At 72.0% G+C, this 16,125-nt stretch carries 13 protein-coding genes; 7 read left to right on the top strand and 6 right to left on the bottom strand.

What is annotated here, in order from left to right; translation table 11 throughout:
- Positions 1-26: 26 nt before the first annotated feature.
- The gene (locus DEI88_RS05160; RefSeq protein ID WP_220038122.1) at positions 27-515 is read right to left on the bottom strand and encodes a ketopantoate reductase family protein; all 489 of its coding nucleotides are present in this window, start codon (positions 513-515) and stop codon (positions 27-29) included.
- Between the two features lie 80 nt (positions 516-595).
- On the opposite strand from DEI88_RS05160, the gene DEI88_RS05155 reads away from it, so the two are divergent.
- From DEI88_RS05155 to DEI88_RS05135, 5 genes are all read left to right on the top strand, one after another.
- The gene (locus tag DEI88_RS05155) at positions 596-1,144 is read left to right on the top strand and encodes a TetR/AcrR family transcriptional regulator (RefSeq protein ID WP_111071594.1); all 549 of its coding nucleotides are present in this window, start codon (positions 596-598) and stop codon (positions 1,142-1,144) included.
- Positions 1,145-1,271: 127 nt separating this feature from the next.
- Positions 1,272-2,465, top strand: a complete 1,194-nt coding sequence (gene xylA / locus DEI88_RS05150) for a xylose isomerase (protein ID WP_111011453.1) — start codon at positions 1,272-1,274, stop codon at positions 2,463-2,465.
- Positions 2,458-3,972: a xylulokinase gene (xylB, locus tag DEI88_RS05145; RefSeq protein WP_111071593.1), complete on the top strand. Its 1,515-nt coding sequence runs from the start codon at positions 2,458-2,460 to the stop codon at positions 3,970-3,972. Before xylA ends, xylB begins: the two co-directional genes overlap by 8 nt.
- Positions 3,973-4,968: an acetylxylan esterase gene (locus tag DEI88_RS05140; RefSeq protein WP_111071592.1), complete on the top strand. Its 996-nt coding sequence runs from the start codon at positions 3,973-3,975 to the stop codon at positions 4,966-4,968.
- 204 nt (positions 4,969-5,172) lie between these two features.
- Positions 5,173-6,057 carry a phytanoyl-CoA dioxygenase family protein gene (locus tag DEI88_RS05135; RefSeq protein ID WP_111012785.1) on the top strand — a complete coding sequence of 295 codons (885 nt, stop codon included), beginning with the start codon at positions 5,173-5,175 and terminating at the stop codon, positions 6,055-6,057.
- Between the two features lie 121 nt (positions 6,058-6,178).
- Here the strand turns inward: DEI88_RS05135 and DEI88_RS05130 are convergent, their stop codons facing one another.
- The 4 genes from DEI88_RS05130 to DEI88_RS05115 all read right to left on the bottom strand — a co-directional run bounded on the left by DEI88_RS05130 (position 6,179) and on the right by DEI88_RS05115 (position 12,017).
- The gene (locus DEI88_RS05130) at positions 6,179-8,605 is read right to left on the bottom strand and encodes a beta-xylosidase/alpha-l-arabinosidase (RefSeq protein WP_111072630.1); all 2,427 of its coding nucleotides are present in this window, start codon (positions 8,603-8,605) and stop codon (positions 6,179-6,181) included.
- A gap of 151 nt (positions 8,606-8,756) precedes the next feature.
- On the bottom strand, positions 8,757-9,683 hold the full coding sequence (locus tag DEI88_RS05125; RefSeq protein WP_258368746.1) for a carbohydrate ABC transporter permease: 927 nt from the start codon (positions 9,681-9,683) through the stop codon (positions 8,757-8,759).
- Positions 9,683-10,696, bottom strand: coding sequence for a carbohydrate ABC transporter permease (locus tag DEI88_RS05120; protein ID WP_111027433.1), 1,014 nt, complete (start codon positions 10,694-10,696; stop codon positions 9,683-9,685). Before DEI88_RS05120 ends, DEI88_RS05125 begins: the two co-directional genes overlap by 1 nt.
- A 22-nt stretch (positions 10,697-10,718) precedes the next feature.
- Entirely contained in the window at positions 10,719-12,017 is a 1,299-nt protein-coding gene (locus DEI88_RS05115; RefSeq protein WP_111072599.1) for an ABC transporter substrate-binding protein, read from the bottom strand.
- Between the two features lie 157 nt (positions 12,018-12,174).
- Here DEI88_RS05115 and DEI88_RS05110 point away from each other — a divergent pair, with 157 nt between their 5' ends.
- Complete coding sequence (locus tag DEI88_RS05110; RefSeq protein ID WP_258368749.1) at positions 12,175-13,206, top strand: LacI family DNA-binding transcriptional regulator; 1,032 nt, start codon at positions 12,175-12,177, stop codon at positions 13,204-13,206.
- 13 nt (positions 13,207-13,219) lie between these two features.
- Here the strand turns inward: DEI88_RS05110 and DEI88_RS05105 are convergent, their stop codons facing one another.
- Positions 13,220-14,536 carry an LCP family protein gene (locus DEI88_RS05105; protein WP_111072600.1) on the bottom strand — a complete coding sequence of 439 codons (1,317 nt, stop codon included), beginning with the start codon at positions 14,534-14,536 and terminating at the stop codon, positions 13,220-13,222.
- Positions 14,537-14,850: 314 nt separating this feature from the next.
- On the opposite strand from DEI88_RS05105, the gene DEI88_RS05100 reads away from it, so the two are divergent.
- Positions 14,851-16,095 carry an endo-1,4-beta-xylanase gene (locus tag DEI88_RS05100; RefSeq protein ID WP_111072601.1) on the top strand — a complete coding sequence of 415 codons (1,245 nt, stop codon included), beginning with the start codon at positions 14,851-14,853 and terminating at the stop codon, positions 16,093-16,095.
- Positions 16,096-16,125: the final 30 nt, after the last annotated feature.

Genomic DNA, 16,125 nt, shown 5'->3' with positions numbered 1-16,125 from the left:
AACGTCGTCCGCACCTCGGGTGCCCGTCAATCGCCCGGCGTCCCGCTCGAGCCGAGCACGACCGAACGGAGCAGCGCGCCGTGCAGGACGCCGTCGCCGTCGAATCCCCCGCCTGCGCCGGGGAACCCGAACACCACCTGATCCGCGGGGAGCGGAGCCACCGCGGCGACGGGGTCGTCCCACACGTTGCCCAGGACCAGCACCGTGGCCGCGCCGACCACCGGAGCCAGGGACGCCACGGCTTCCCGCAGACGATGGTGCCCGACACTGAGCACGACGAGATCGAAGCCGTCCCCCGGCTCGACGGACTCGCGCAGCCGGGTCGCGAACGTGGTGCGCCGCCGTCGGCCGAGCAGCCCCCGCCTGCCGTCGACGAGATCCGTGCGGACGCGGCCCCCGTACTCGCGAGTCCGGCCCGGGCGGACGAGGAACTCGACATGGTGCCCGGCCTCCTGGAGCACCTGGCCGTGGATCGTCGCGATGACGCCCCGCCCGACCATGAGGATCCGCATCATGCCTCCGATCACTAATGTGGAGACGATCTCCGGTCTGGACGATACGGAGGTCGTCTCCAGTTCGTCAACCGGGAGGGCACATGGCCGAGGAGCGGGCCCTGCGCGCTGACGCGCGCCGGAACCGAGACGCCATCGTCGCGGCCGCGCGATCGGTGTTCGAGCACGACGAACAGATCCGGTTCGACGACTTCGCGGAGCGGGCTGGCGTCGGGGTCGGGACGCTCTACCGCCACTTCCCCACACGAGAGGCACTGGCCGCCGCGGTCTACCAGGGCGAGGTGGCGGCGCTGTGCGAGCGTGCCCGGGACGCATCGCGGCCGGCCGGCGAACGGCTCGCCGGGTTCCTCCGCGCGTTCGTGGACCACGTGATCGAGCACGTCGCCCTCGCGCGCGCCTTCGCCGCCCTCGTCACCCCGGCGACGCAGGCCGAGGGTGGGAGCGAACTCGAGCGCACCGTCGCGGACCTCATGGCCCGCGCGGCCGCTGACGGCACCATCCGCGACGACGTGACCCCGGGCGCGGTGATGATCGCACTCCACGGCATCGGCTCCGCGATCGACCGCCCCGACTGGGCGATGGAGGCCCGCTCCGTCGCGGAACTCGTCATCCGCGGACTGGAGGCCCGCTGACCGAGCGGCGAGACGACGCGCCAGAGGGCCTGCGATCGGTCCGGAGCCGACGCGCCGCGGCGCCCTTGCGGACCTGTCCGTCGTGCAATACGTTGTGACTCACAACAAACCCCCTCAGGAGCGCACCATGGCAACGAAGCCCACCCGCGACGACAAGTTCTCGTTCGGTCTCTGGACCGTCGGGTACAACGGCACCGACCCGTTCGGCGGTCCGACCCGTCCCCCGCTCGATGTCGTCGAGGCCGTCGAGAAGCTCGACGAGCTCGGCGCCTACGGCCTGACGTTCCACGACGACGACCTGTTCGCCTTCGGCTCAACCGACGCCGAGCGCCAGAAGCAGATCGACCGCCTCAAGGGCGCGCTCGAGTCCACCGGCCTCGTCGTGCCGATGGTCACGACGAACCTCTTCAGCGCCCCGGTGTTCAAGGACGGCGGGTTCACCTCGAACGACCGGCAGGTCCGCCGGTTCGCCCTCCGCAAGGTCCTCCGCAACATCGACCTCGCCGCCGAGCTCGGTGCGACGACGTTCGTCATGTGGGGTGGTCGCGAGGGCGCCGAGTACGACACCGCCAAGGACGTCCAGGCGGCGCTCGAGCGCTACCGCGAGGCCGTCAACCTCCTCGCCGACTACGTCACCGACAAGGGCTACGGCATCCGGTTCGCGATCGAGCCGAAGCCGAACGAGCCCCGCGGCGACATCCTCCTGCCCACCCTCGGGCACGCGATCGCGTTCACCGAGACCCTCGAGCGCCCGGAGCTGTTCGGGATCAACCCCGAGGTCGGGCACGAGCAGATGGCCGGCCTCAACTTCACCGCGGGCATCGCGCAGGCGCTCTACCAGGGCAAGCTCTTCCACATCGACCTCAACGGCCAGCGCGGCATCAAGTACGACCAGGACCTCGTGTTCGGGCACGGCGACCTGCAGAACGCGTTCTCGCTCGTCGACCTCCTCGAGCACGGCGCACCGCAGGGTGGCCCGGCGTACGACGGCCCGCGCCACTTCGACTACAAGCCGAGCCGCACCGAGGACTTCGACGGTGTCTGGGACTCCGCCGCCGCGAACATGCGCATGTACCTGCTCCTCAAGGAGCGCGCGCAGGCGTTCCGCGCGGACCCCGAGGTGCAGGCGGCGCTCGAGGCGTCGAAGGTCGCCGAGCTGCGCACCCCGACGCTCAACGAGGGCGAGTCGTACGACGACTTCCTCGCCGACCGCTCGGCCTTCGAGGACTTCGACGCCGACGCGTACTTCGGCGGCAAGGGCTTCGGCTTCGTCAAGCTGCAGCAGCTCACCCTCGAGCACCTCATGGGCGCGCGTGGCTGAGTCGCTCGCCAGCACGACCGACCCCGGTGACGAGGACCTCCTCGTCGCCGGGGTCGACTCGTCCACGCAGTCCTGCAAGGTCGTCATCCGGGAGGCGCGCAGCGGCCGGGTGGTCCGCTCCGGCCGTGCGAGCCACCCAGACGGCACCGAGGTCGACCCCGTCACGTGGTGGGACGCCCTCGGCACGGCGATCACCGACGCCGGCGGCCTCGATGACGTCTCCGCGATCGCCGTCGGCGGGCAGCAGCACGGCATGGTCGTGCTCGACACCGACGGCCGGGTGATCCGCCCCGCGCTCCTGTGGAACGACACCCGCAGCGCCGGTGCCGCGGCCGACCTCGTCGACGAGCTCGGCCCGGAGCAGTGGGTCGAGCGCACCGGCCTCGTCCCGGTCGCCTCGTTCACGGCGACCAAGCTCCGGTGGCTCCGCGACACCGAACCCGACAACACCGCCCGGGTGGCCGCGGTCGCGCTCCCCCACGACTGGCTGTCCTGGCGCCTCCGCGGCTACGGCCCGGCGGACGACAGCCCGCTCGGACCGGACCTCGACGCGCTCGCGACCGACGCGTCGGACGCGAGCGGCACCGCCTACTGGGACCCGGCCCGCCGCGCCTACGACGCCGACCTGTTCGAGCGGGCGCTCGGGCGGGTGCTCCGGGAGGCCCGGCCGGGCACTGCGACGGACGGCGGCGACGCGGTGGTCGTCCCCCGCGTCGTCGAGCCGTCCGCCGCCATGGGCACGCTCGACCGGGAGGTCGCACTCCCCGGTGGCGCCGTCGCGCACGCCGGTCTCGTGGTCGGCCCGGGCACCGGGGACAACGCCGGGGCCGCACTCGGCCTCGGCCTCGGGCCGGGCGACGTCGCCGTGTCCCTCGGCACCTCCGGCACCGTGTTCGGCGTCACCACGGCCTCCTTGGCGGACCCGAGCGGGACCGTGGCGGGGTTCGCCGACGCGACGGGGGCGCGCCTCCCGATCGTCACGACGCTCAACGCAGCGCGCGTGCTCGAGGTGATCGGCGGGCTGCTCGGCGCGGACCACGGCGAACTCGGCGCGCTCGCGCTCGAGGCCCCGGCCGGCGCCGGCGGGCTCGTGCTCGTGCCGTACTTCGTCGGCGAGCGCACCCCGAACCGGCCCGACGCCACCGCCTCGCTGCTCGGCATGACCCCGCTGACGACCACGCGCCCGTACCTGGCACGTGCCGCCGTCGAGGGCATGCTGTGCGCCCTCGCCGACGGTCTCGCTGCCGTCGAGGGCACGGGGACCCGCGTGGAGCGCCTGTTCCTCATCGGCGGGGCCGCGCAGAACCCCGCCGTGCGGACCATCGCCGCGCAGGTCTTCGGGCGCGACGTGCTCATCCCCGACCCCGGCGAGTACGTCGCCGCGGGCGCCGCGCGGCAGGCCGCGTGGGTGCTCGGCGGTGCGCTGCCCGACTGGCCGCTCGCGGCGGACACGATCCCGGCCGATCCGCGGCCGGAGGTGCTCGCCGCGTACCGCAGGAGCCTGTAGATGCCGTTCACGGACCTCCCGCTCGCCGAACTCCGCGCGTACCGTCCGGTGGTGCGCGAGCCGGACGACTTCGACGCGTTCTGGCGGACGACGATCGCGGAAGCGCGGCAGGCCGCGACGACGGCGGGCGTCGAACCCGTGCTGACGCCGGCCAGCACGCCGATCACCGAGCTCGTCGTCGAGGACCTGGTGTTCCCCGGCTTCGCGGCCGAGCCGGTCCGGGCGTGGGTCACCCGTCCACGCCGGCCGCGGGACGAGCGGCTCCCGGTGGTCGTCGAGTACCTCGGCTACAACGGTGGCCGCGGGTTGCCGGGTGAGCGGGTGCAGTGGGCCCTCGCCGGGTACGTCCACGTCGTCATGGACACGCGCGGACAGGGCAGCGGCTGGGGCAACGGCGGTGACACGCCGGACCCGCACGCGTCGAACGGGCAGGTCGCGGGGTGGATGACGAACGGGATCCTCGATCCGCACGAGCACTTCTACCGGCGCGTCCACACGGATGCCCTGCGGCTCGTCGACGCGGTGCGGACGCTCGCGTTCGTCGATCCGGCGCGGGTGGCGGTCACCGGCGGGAGCCAGGGCGGCGGCATCGCGATCGCCGCCGCGGCCCTCGCGGAGTCGCACGGGGACGGCGTCGTCGCGGTCATGCCCGACGTCGCGTTCCTGGCCGACTGGGAGCACGGCGCCGAGGTGGCGCTGAGCGACCCGTACCAGGAGCTCGTGCGCTACCTCGCCGTGCACCGCGACCACGCCGAGGCGGTGTGGACGACGGCGAGCTACCTCGACGGCGTCAACTTCGCCAAGCGGATCACGGCACCGGCGCTGTTCTCCGTGGCGCTGATGGACGAGATCGTGCCGCCCCGCACCACGTTCGCGGCGTTCAACGCGCTCGCGTCGGAGGACGCCGTGATCGAGGTCTACCCGTACAACGGGCACGAGGGCGGCGGCGGGCACCACTGGCCGAAGCAGGCGAGGTTCCTGGCGGGGCACCTCTAGCCCGCTTCGTCCCCCGCCTCCCCCTCCCCCGCCTCCCCCTCCTCCGCCTCCCCCTCCTCCGCGAGATCGCACTTGTTGCCGTTCTGGCGCTGTCCAGAGCGGCAACAAGTGCGATCTCGCGGAGGACCGGAGGAGCCCGGCAGGGTCGGAGGACGATACTGCTGACGTGCCCTCGACGGCGAGGGCGACGGCGGAAGGACGACGATGACCGACACCAGCACCGACCTCGAGGACATCAGCCTCGGGGGCCCCGACCGGATCCCCGTTCCCGAGGGCGCCTCGCCCGAGATCGCGGAGGCCGTGCGCGCGCTCTACACCGACGGCACGATCGGCAAGAAGGGCGCCTTCTCCCGCGAGTGGGCGACCGACATGGCCGAGGACGTGTACGTCGCGTTCCACCAGGCCCTCGCGCGGAAGGGCGGCACGATGGGCCGCGGTCCGCGCCGCTACTACGTCGAGATCCACCCCGAGCAGCTCCGCGGCTGGGTCGACATCGTCGACCACCCGTGGGTGCGCGCGCTCAGCGAGGCGGTCCTCGGGCCGGAGTACCAGATCGTCGAGCTCGGCTTCGACATCCCGTTCCCTGGCGCGAAGAACCAGCCGTGGCACCGCGACTTCCGGATGCCCGAGGCGACGCGGGAGGACCGGCGCCTGACGTCCCTCGCCTTCAACCTCACGGCGGTGGACACGGTCGACGAGATGGGCCCGTTCGAGATCGCCCTCGGCACGCAGTGGGACCTCTCGCCCGAGTTCGACCACGAGATGTTCCCGCCGGCGTCCTTCGCGCCCCGCTACGCCGAGCGTGCCGTCCGCAAGTACCCGAACATGGGTGACATCGCGGCCCGGTCCGCGCTCACGATCCACCGAGGCACGCAGAACTTCTCGTCGCAGCCGCGTCCGGTGCTCGTGCTCGGCATCGACGCACCCGGTGCGGGGAACGCCGAGCACCACGACATGGCCGTCACGCATGCGTTCCACGAGTCGCTCCCCCAGCGGGTCCGCGACCACCTCGTCTGCCCGGTGGTCGACGAGCTCACGCCCATCGTGCAGAAGCACGACATCGAGGGCCTCATGATGGGCGGGGCCTGACCCCCAGGCCCCCCCACCGAGATCGCAGAAGATGCCGCTCCCCATGGCTGGGAAGCGGCATCTTCTGCGATCTCGCGGAACCGGGGCGGAGGCCCGGCTGCCGCCCGGCGGGCACCGCGCGTCAGACGCCCGAGACGACCCGCCAGGCGACGAGCCGCTCGTCCGCCGTCGTGACCTCGTGCACCGGCCCCGCGATCGTGAGCGTCGCGCGCGGCGTCGCGGAACCCGGGAGGTCCTGCGCCACGGCCTGCTTCTCGTTCACGATGACGCCGCCCGTGGTCTCCTCGGTGTCGACGGGGGCCGCCGACGCCGCCGCGTGATCGCCGACCCAGACCTCGACGTCGCCCGGCTCGACGACCCGGACCATGCGGCGGTCGCTGAAGGCGAACCGCGTCGTCGGCACGTCGAAGGCGACGCGGACGGACTCCCCCGCCTCGAGGTCGACCCGCGCGTAGCCGAGCAGCTGCACCACCGGACGGGTCACGGAACCCTGGACGTCGTGGCCGTACAGCTGCACCACGTGGCCGCTCGCGGTCGCACCGGTGTTCGTCACGGTCACGGCGGCCGTGAACGTGTCCCCGGCGCCGACGGTCCGGTCGACGACGAGGTCCGAGTACGCGACCGTGGTGTACCCGAGCCCGAACCCGAAGGGCCGGAGCGGCGTCGAGTCCGTCGCGGTGACGTCCGACGGCCCGCCGAGCACCGGGTGCAGGTACGAGTACGGCTGCGCCCCCGCGGACCGGGGCAGCGACACGGGCAGACGCCCGGACGGTGCGACGCGACCGGTGATCACGTCGGCGATCGCGAACCCGCCGCCCTCACCGGGGAAGAACGCCTGCAGCACCGCGCCCGGCTTCGGGCCCGTGCCGTCGAGCGCCCAGCCGATCGCGTACGGCCGACCGGTGAGCAGGACCACGACGACCGGCGTGCCGGTGGCGAGCACGGCCTCCACGAGCTGCCGCTGCACGCCGGGCAGTTCGAGCGACTCGGAGTCGTTGCCCTCGCCCACGGTGCCCCGGCCGAACAGTCCGGCCTGGTCGCCGACGACGACGACCGCGAGCTCGGCGGCGGCCGCCGCGTCGACGGCCTCCGCGAATCCAGTCGTGTCGTCGCCCTCGACCGCGCAGCCGACGGCGTGCACGATCTCGGTGGCACCGAGGCCCGCCGCGGCGAACGCGCCGGGCAGTGCCTCGAGCACCGTCGGGATCGTGAACCCGAGTGGCAGGTCGGGGTGACCGGCGAGCACGTGGTTCGCGAACGAGTAGCACCCCTGCAGGGCCTCGGCCCGATCCGCGTTCGGACCGATCACGGCGACCCGGGCGGGTGCCGGACGATCGGCGCCGGAGTCGGCCCCGGACCTCCCGATCGGCAGCACGCCGTCGTTGTGGAGGAGCACGATCGACTCCTCGGCGAGCCGCCGGGCGAGCGCCTGGTGGCGCGGCGAGTCCAGGTCGATCGCCGTCGGCGGCTCGTCCTCGTACGCGTCGTCGTCGAGCAGGCCGAGCGACTCCTTCTGCGCGAGCACGCGGAGCACCGCACGGTCGACGTACGCCTCGTCGAACTCGCCCGAGCGGACGCGGTCGACGAGCGGCTGCAGGTAGGCGTCACCGGTCGGCAGCTCGACGTCGATGCCGGCCTCGAGCGCGAGCGCGGCCGCCTCACCCCGGTCGGCCGCGACGCCGTGCATGACCTCGAGGAACGCGACGGCGAAGTAGTCCGCCACGACGACGCCGTCGAACCCGAGGCGCTCCCGGAGCACCCCGGTCAGGTAGTCGCCGTTCGCGGCCATGGGCACGCCGTCGATCTCGGCGTAGGAGTTCATGACGGATCGCACGCCACCGTCGAGGACCGCCATCTCGAACGGGGGCAGGAACACGTCGGCGACCTCGCGCGGCCCGGCGTGCACGGGGGCGTGGTTCCGCCCGGCGCGCGATGCGGAGTAGCCGAGGAAGTGCTTGAGCGTGGCGTGCACGCCGGCGTCCTGCAGCCCCCGCACGTACGCGGTACCGACGGTCCCGACCAGGTACGGGTCCTCACCGATGCACTCGTCGACGCGGCCCCAGCGGGGGTCACGGACGACGTCGAGCACGGGCGCGAGCCCCTGGTGCACGCCGAGTTCGCGCATGGAGTCCCCGATGGCGCGACCGACCTGTTCGACGAGCTCCGGGTCGAACGCGGCGCCCCAGGCGAGTGGCGTGGGGAACGTCGCGGCGCGCCATGCGGCGAGCCCGGTCAGGCACTCCTCGTGCACGAGCGCGGGGATCCCGAGCCGGGTCTCGCGCTTGAGGCGGCGCTGCTCGCCCCAGAGCCACGCGGCGCGTTCCTCGGCGTCGACCGGTCGCGTGCCGTAGACGCGGGTGAAGTGGCCGATGCCGTCGCGGGTGACCTCCGCCAGCGGGGCCGAGGCGTCCTGCCCCGCGGCCATCTCGCCCTGCATCGGCGCGACGACGCCGTTCTGGTCGAGCCAGTAGCCGACGATCTGCGCCGCCTTCTCCTCGAGGGTCATCCGCGCGTGCAGGGCGCGGACCCGGTCGGACACGGTGGGCATGGCGGGCGGCGTCGCCGCGGCCACGACGGCGTGGTCGTCGACGTCGGTGGTGGTGGTGGTGGTGGGGATCGCGGTGGTCACGCGTTCCTCGCTTTCGTCGGAGTGGGGCGACCGGTGGTCGGGATGGTGCGCGACGCACGCCGGGAGGCGCTCATCCCTTCACCGCGCCGGTCAGGCCGCCGACGATGCGGCGCTGGAAGATCGTGAAGAACACGAGCGCCGGGATCATCGACATCGTCGTGAACGCGAGCACCTTCGCGGTGTCCACGGAGTACTGGGACGAGAACGCCTGCACACCGAGCGGCAGCGTGTACTGCCCCTCGTTGTTGAGGATGAACAGCGGCAGGATGTAGCTGTTCCAGCTCGCGATGAACGCGAGGATCCCGGTGGTGACGACACCCGGCAGCGACAACGGCACGATCATCCGGAAGAAGAACCCGAGCCGGCTCGCACCGTCGATCGACGCGGCTTCCTCGAGTTCGTCGGGGATCGCCCGGAGGAACGGCACGAGGATGATCACGGTCGTCGGCAGCGCGAACGCGATCTGCGGCAGGATCACCCCGGCCAGGTTGTTCGTCAGGCCGAGGTCCTTGACGAGCAGGTAGAGCGGTGTGATCGCGACCGTGATCGGGAACATCAGCCCCGCGGCGAAGAGCGCGTACAGCGCCCCGCGTCCGGCGAAGTGGTAGCGCGCGAGCACGAAGCTCACCATGAGTCCGAGGACCACGACGCCGACCGTGGTGGCGATCGCCGTGATCGCGGAGTTGCCGAGTTCCTGCCAGAACACCCCGCTCGAGAGCACGCTCGCGTAGTTCCCGAACTGCAGTGGGTCCGGCAGGCCCGCGGGGCTCGTCGTGATCTGCGCGTTCGTCCGGAAGCCGCCCAGGACGATGTAGAGGACCGGGGCGAGGTTGGCCGCGATGAAGACGATCGCGACGACGTAGGTGATCGGGTTGACGTGGGTGTTCGCCGCGCCCGACCGACGCCGACGGGTGCTGCCGGGGCCGGGGATGCCGGACCGGACGCCGCGGGACCGGCCCGAGCGGGCCTCCCGGCCGTCGATGGTGGTGGTCGCCATCAGCCGTTCCTCTCGGTGAGTGCGCCCGCGGTGTCGCGGCGCAGGACGAAGCGCTGGTAGAGGAGCGCGACGATGAGGGAGATCAGGAAGATCACCACGGCGACCGCGTTCCCGTAGCCGTAGTTGCCGGAGTTGCGGCCGTTCCCGACCATGTACGTCGCCATCGTCGAGGTCCCGGCGGTCGAGGCGATGTACTGACCCCAGATGATGTAGACGAGGTCGAACAGCTGGAGCGACCCGATGATCGACAGGAACGCCCAGATGCGGATGGTCGGTCCGAGCAGCGGCAGGGTGATCCGTCGCTGGATCTGCCAGTAGCCGGCACCGTCGATGGCGGCGGCCTCGAACAGTTCCTCGGGGATGCTCTGCAGCCCGGCGAGGAACAGGATCACGGCGAACCCGATGTACTTCCACGAGATGATGAGGAGCAGGGTCCAGATCGCGATCGACGGGTTCGACAGCCAGTCCGCGCGCAGGCCGCCGAGGCCGATGGCCTGCAGGAGGTCGTTCACCGCCCCGTTCGACTGGAGCATGAGGCTCCAGCCGGTGCCGACGATGACCTCGGAGATCACGTACGGCACGAACACGAGCACCCGGACGAGCGTCCGACCGCGGATCTTCTGGTTGAGGAGCAGCGCCAGGAAGATCGCCAGCGGACCCTGGAGGACCAGGGACAGCACCACGATGAACGCGTTGTGGAGCAGGACGGACTGGAACGCGCTGTCGGTGAAGATGACGACGTAGTTGTGCAGTCCGACGAAGTCGGTCGGGGTGCCGTAGCCCGCCCAGCGGAAGAACCCGTAGTAGGCGGCGAGCACGACCGGGAGGATCACGAACCCGACGAAGACGACGACCGCCGGTCCGGCGAGCACGGCGATCTCGGCCCGCTTGCGCCAGTCGGCCGGGGCCCGGGTACCGCGCCGGCCGGCGGGGCGGGAGGCACGTGGTGCGCCCCGCCCCGCCTCCGGTGCACCCGGGGGGCGCTGCGGGTCGGTGACCCGACCCGCAGCGATGGAGGTGTTCGCGGACACGGGATCAGCCCTTGGCCGCGGCCTGGCTGGTCGTCTTGACGATGTCCGCCGGGCTGCCCTTGCCGGCGAGCAGGTCGACGACGCTCGTGTTCAGCGCGTTGCCGACGTTCTGGCCGTAGAGGGTGTCGAGGTACTGCGAGACGTACGGCGCCTTCTGGTACGCGGCGAGGACGTCCTTGAGGTACGGCTCGGTGACGACGGACTGCGCGTTCTCGTTCACCGGGATGGTGTCGAACGCCTTGTAGTACGCCTCCTGCCTCGACTTCGTCACGATGTAGTTGAGGAACTGGGTGCAGGGCACCTTCGGCGCCTTGGCGGAGCACGAGTAGCCGTCGAGGCCACCCATCATCGCGCCGGCCTTGCCCGAGCCGCCGGAGATCGACGGGAACGGGAAGAACCCGAGGTCGGGCAGCGGCTTGGCGTTCGGGGTGAGCGAGGAGATCACGCCCGGGTCCCAGGAGCCCATGAGCTCCATGGCCGCCTTGTGGTTCGCGACGAGACCGGCGGAGCTGCCGGCGCCCTGCTGCGCCGCCGTGGTGAGGAATCCGTTGTTGAACGGCTTCGTGTCGTTGAACGCCTTGACGTCCTGGCCGGCCTTCGTCCAGCAGCTGCTGTCGAACTTCAGGTTGGACGCGGTCTTGTTCAGCGTGGCCTGGCTGCACTCCCGGAGCGCGAAGTTGTAGTACCAGTGCGCGGCGGGCCACGCGTCCTTGGCACCGACGGCGACCGGTGCGACGCCCGACTTCTTGAGCTTGGCGATGTCCGCGTTCAGTTCGGTCATGGTCTTCGGGGTGCTCGTGATCCCGGCGGCCTTGAACAGGTCCTGGCTGTACCAGATGCCCTCGGGCAGGACGTCGATCGGCATGGCGTAGGTCTTGCCGCCCTGCTCGTAGCCGGCGAACGTGCCCTTGTTGATCGCGGCATTCGAGGCCTTGTCGATCGAGCCGGAGATGTCCATGACCTGGCCGGCGTCGACCATGGCCTTCATCTTGCCGCCGCCCCGCTGCAGGAAGATGTCGGGGGCGTCGCCGGAGTTGAGGGCCGTCTGGAGCTTGCCGTCGAGGTCCTCGTTCTGGATCGCCTGGACCTTGATGGTGACGTTCGGGTGGGCGGCCTCGAAGTCCTTGACGGTGTCCGCCCAGAACGCCTTGCCCGGGCCGGTGGTCGAGTTGTGCCAGAAGGTCATGGTGACCTTGCCGTTCCCCGACGCGTTGTCCGAACCGCCGCTCGAACAGCCCGTGGCGAGCAGTGCGGTGCCCGCGGCCAGCGCGATGGCCGTCGCGAGCTTGATCTTCCTCGTCATTGTGGAAACCCCTCGGTAGTCGTCGTTGACATGCGGCTTCGAGTGCCGCAGACGAGAGCGTGGCAGGCGTGGCTCGGGTTGTCAATCGATATCGATAACGATTTCGGCGGGCGCGGCGACGACTCGTGTCGCACGATCCGGGCGGTACGGTGAGCACGTGGAGACCGTCGCAGAGTCCGCTCCCCCGCCCGGGCGCGCCACCATCAGTGACGTCGCGCGCGCGGCCGGGGTGTCCGTGCCGACGGTCTCGAAGGTCATCAACGGGCGCGACGGGGTGGCACCCGCGACGTCGAAGCGCGTGCTCGAGGTGATCGAGTCCCTCGGCTACGAGAGCTCCCTCGTCGCCCGGAGCCTCCGTCGGAGCCGCACCGACGTGATCGGCATCCTCGTCACCGAGTTCGAGCCGTTCTCCACCGAGCTGCTCAAGGGCATCTCGTCCGCGGCGACCGGCACGGGGTACGAGCTCCTCGCGTACGCCGGACTCGTGTCGGGCGAGACCCGGCCGGGCTGGGAGCGCCGGTCGCTGTCGCGGCTCGCCGGGACCCTCATCGACGGCGCGATCGTCGTCACGCCCACGACGCTCATGTCGTCGACGTCGGTGCCGGTCGTGTCGATCGACCCGCACACCGGTCCCGAGGGCCACGCGGCGATCGACTCGGACAACGTCGGCGGTGCGCGGGCAGCGACCGAGCACCTCATCGGCCTCGGACACCGGCGCATCGCGCACATCCGCGGCCGCGAGGACCTGGCGTCCGCCGAGCTCCGCGAGACCGGCTACCGGGAGTCCCTCGCCGCGGCCGGCATCCCGTTCGACCCGGAGCTCGTGCGCGTCGGCGGGTACCAGACCGCACTCTCCGCCGAGGTCGCCCGTGCGCTCCTCACCCGTCCGGACCGTCCCACCGCGGTGTTCGCGGCGAACGACATCTCGGCGCTCGGGGTGCTCGAGGTCGCGCACGAGCTCGGTCTCCGCGTGCCCGAGGACCTGTCGGTCGTCGGCTTCGACGACGTCCCCCTCGCCGCGAACGCCACCCCGCCGCTCACGACGGTCGCGCAGCCACTGCACGACCTCGGCGCCGAGGCCGTGCACATGCTCCTCAACCTGCTCCGCGGACAGGACGTCCCGCAGCACGTCCAGCTCCCGGCGACGCTCGTGGTCCGTGCGAGCACCGGGCCGGCCCCCACGCGCTGAGGCGTGCGGGAGGTCAGTCCCGCCCGGCCGCGCAGGTCACCGTGGCGGCGCTCTGCCCCGACACGGACCCGGGGAGCTGCGCCGTCGTGGCCGGCGCGCTCGGGGTGGACGCACCCGACGAGGGCGCCGTTGCCGGCTTGGACGGGCCTCCCGCAGCGTGCGACGGCGGAGCGGTCGGAGCGGCCGCCTTCGGCGGGTTCGGGTCGACCACGGCCGAGCGACCGAGGCTGCCGGCCGAGAGCGCGATCGGGTCGTCATGACGGAGCGCGGCGTTCAGGATCCCCGCCGGGTCCGTCGCGACGTCGACCCGGTTCGGGTCCTCGGGGTCGTCGACCACGGGGTACTGCACGAACACCATGTTCGACAGGCCGACCGTCGTGACGGCCAGCGCGAGGCGCGCGAGGGTCCGCGGATCCGTCAGGGTGTCCGAGAGCGTCATGCTGCGGAACGCGGTGTCGGCCAGGCGGAGCACCTTCGCGGGGTTCGTCAGCGTCCCGGCCGAGACGACCTGGCGCGCGAGGGCGGACATGAACGTCTGCTGGTTGCTGATGCGCGCGAGGTCACTGCCGTCGCCGACGCCGTCCCGTGACCGGAGGAACGCGGCGGCCTGGGCGCCCGACAGCGAGCGGGTACCCGCGGGCAGGTCGATCGCCGGGGAGACGTTGTGGTCGTGGATCGGCGTGGCGAGGCAGACCTGGACCCCGCCGACCGCGTCCGCCATCCGCACGACGCCGTCGAACGTGACCATGCCGGCGTAGGAGATCGGAACGCCGGTCAGCTGGCTGATGGTCCCGGCGACGCAGGCGAGGCCGTGGCGCTCCCCACCGCGCGAGAGCGCCGTGTTGAGCATCGCCCTCGAGGAGGCCGGTGTGACCGAGCCGTCGTCGTTCGTGCACGCCGGGATGGGCACCATGAGGTCGCGGGGGAAGCTGACGACGGCCATGTGCGTGTGGTCCTGCGATATGTGGACCAGGATCGTCGTGTCGTTGTGCCCGACCCCGGAACTCGCGGCCTGGTTCGCCGCGCCGGTGAACCCCGCGCCCTGCCCGGTCCGGGTGTCGGTGGCGACGAGCAGCATGTTGACCTCACCCGACTGCGCGGTGAGCGTCGGGACGGCCTCGTGCCTCACGCCCGGCAACGCCAGCGTCACCGCGGGCTTGGCGCCCTGCAGTACCTGCCAGGTCGCGATCGCCGCGACGGAACCGGAACTCACGACCGCGACCGCGACGACGGCGGCGAGGATCCGGAGGACGGCGCCGACCCGGCTCGAGCGGCGGAGCCGTCCGTGCCGTGCGATGCCGCCGTTCGCTGCCGCACGTTCGCGCGCCATTCGTCCCCCTCGGAGTTCGGTGCCGTCCCAGGATCATCCCGGAAGCGGGTGCGAACAGCGTGCTGGCCGCGCCGCGACCCTGAATCGGCACTCAGGTTCGCCGCGATCGGCCCCACCGCCGCGCGCGGGAACCGGCGCGGCCGGACGGAGCGGCGCGCGGGAACCGGCGCGGCCGGACGGAGCGGCGCGCGGGAACCGGCGCGGCCGGACGGAGCGGCGCGCGGGATCCGGCGCGACCAGACGCCGTCGCACGCCGTCCGTGTTATGTTCTCGCCCACAACAAACCTGACGACGACGTCCGGAAGGCGCCCGACATGCACGAGACCCTCCCCCCGCCCGGCCCGGCCGCACGGCTCGGCGAGGCCGTCCTCGCCGTCGTCGACGCCGCCGGCACCCCGCAGCCCGCCGTCCCGATCACCGTCGAGCAGACCCGCCACGCCTTCGTGTTCGGCAACATCGGCTTCGACTTCATCGGCCTGGCGAACGGCGAGCCCGACGACGTCGGGACCGAGGCGCTCGCGGAGCGGTACGCCGAGGTGTTCAACACGGCGACCCTCCCCTTCTACTGGGGACGGTTCGAACCGGAGCGGGGCGCGCCCGACACCACGCGCCTCCAGGCCGCGGCGCGGTGGTTCCGCGACCGTGGGATCGCGCTCAAGGGCCATCCGCTCGTCTGGCACACCGTGCAGCCGGACTGGCTGCTCGGCCTGCCGCTCGACGAGGTGGAGCGACTGCAGCGTGCGCGCATCCGGCGTGAGGTCGCCGACTTCGCCGGGCTCGTGGACACCTGGGACGCGATCAACGAGGTCGTCATCATGCCCGTGTTCGACAACGGCGACAACGCCATCACACCCCTCGCCCGCGCCCGGGGCCGCGTGCCGATGATCCGGATGGCGTTCGAGGAGGCCCGTGCGACGAACCCGGAGGCCCGGCTCCTGCTCAACGACTTCGACCTGTCGAGCGACTACGAACACCTCGTCGAGGAGGTCCTCGACGCGGGGATCACGCTCGACGCCCTCGGTCTGCAGACGCACATGCACCAGGGCTACTGGGGCGAGGACACGATGCTCGCGACGGTCGACCGATTCGCGCGGTTCGGCCTCCCGATCCACATGACCGAGTCCTCGCTCGTGTCCGGCGAACTCATGCCCGCGGAGATCGAGGACCTCAACGACCACCAGGTGCCGTCATGGCCGTCGACGCCCGAGGGCGAGGCGCGGCAGGCCGACGAGATCGAGCGGCACTACCGGAGCCTCGTGGGGCACGAGGCCGTCGAGGCCATCACGTACTGGGGCATCACCGACGCGGGCGCGTGGCTCGGCGCGCCGATCGGACTCGTCCGGGCGGACGGCTCCCCCAAGCCCTCCTACGACGCGCTGCGCCGCCTCGTCCGCGACGTATGGTGGCTCGGCCCGACCGAACTCGTCACCGACGGACGCGGCGAGGTCCGTGTGAGCGGCTTCCGCGGCGACTACGCGGCACGGCTCGCCGGCACGACGACGCCCTTCACACTCGGACCGGACGCGCAGCGGATCGCCCTGACCGTCCCGGCTGCCTGACCGCACCGACCCGCGGCCGCGAGGCACGGC

The organism is Curtobacterium sp. MCBD17_003 (genome assembly GCF_003234885.2).
Classification (GTDB): domain Bacteria; phylum Actinomycetota; class Actinomycetes; order Actinomycetales; family Microbacteriaceae; genus Curtobacterium.
The sequence above is the reverse complement of the archived record's forward strand: the minus strand, read 5'-3'. Positions and strand labels throughout refer to the sequence as shown.

Bases quoted from the DNA above. Each gene is read 5' to 3' on its own strand.
- DEI88_RS05130 (WP_111072630.1), bottom strand. From the start codon at position 8,605: ATGCCCACCGTGTCCGACCGGGTCCGCGCCCTGCACGCGCGGATGACC.
- DEI88_RS05105 (WP_111072600.1), bottom strand. From the start codon at position 14,536: ATGGCGCGCGAACGTGCGGCAGCGAACGGCGGCATCGCACGGCACGGA.
- DEI88_RS05155 (WP_111071594.1), top strand. From the start codon at position 596: ATGGCCGAGGAGCGGGCCCTGCGCGCTGACGCGCGCCGGAACCGAGAC.
- DEI88_RS05135 (WP_111012785.1), top strand. From the start codon at position 5,173: ATGACCGACACCAGCACCGACCTCGAGGACATCAGCCTCGGGGGCCCC.
- DEI88_RS05125 (WP_258368746.1), bottom strand. From the start codon at position 9,683: ATGGCGACCACCACCATCGACGGCCGGGAGGCCCGCTCGGGCCGGTCC.
- DEI88_RS05160 (WP_220038122.1), bottom strand. From the start codon at position 515: ATGATGCGGATCCTCATGGTCGGGCGGGGCGTCATCGCGACGATCCAC.
- xylA (WP_111011453.1), top strand. From the start codon at position 1,272: ATGGCAACGAAGCCCACCCGCGACGACAAGTTCTCGTTCGGTCTCTGG.
- DEI88_RS05115 (WP_111072599.1), bottom strand. From the start codon at position 12,017: ATGACGAGGAAGATCAAGCTCGCGACGGCCATCGCGCTGGCCGCGGGC.
- DEI88_RS05100 (WP_111072601.1), top strand. From the start codon at position 14,851: ATGCACGAGACCCTCCCCCCGCCCGGCCCGGCCGCACGGCTCGGCGAG.
- DEI88_RS05140 (WP_111071592.1), top strand. From the start codon at position 3,973: ATGCCGTTCACGGACCTCCCGCTCGCCGAACTCCGCGCGTACCGTCCG.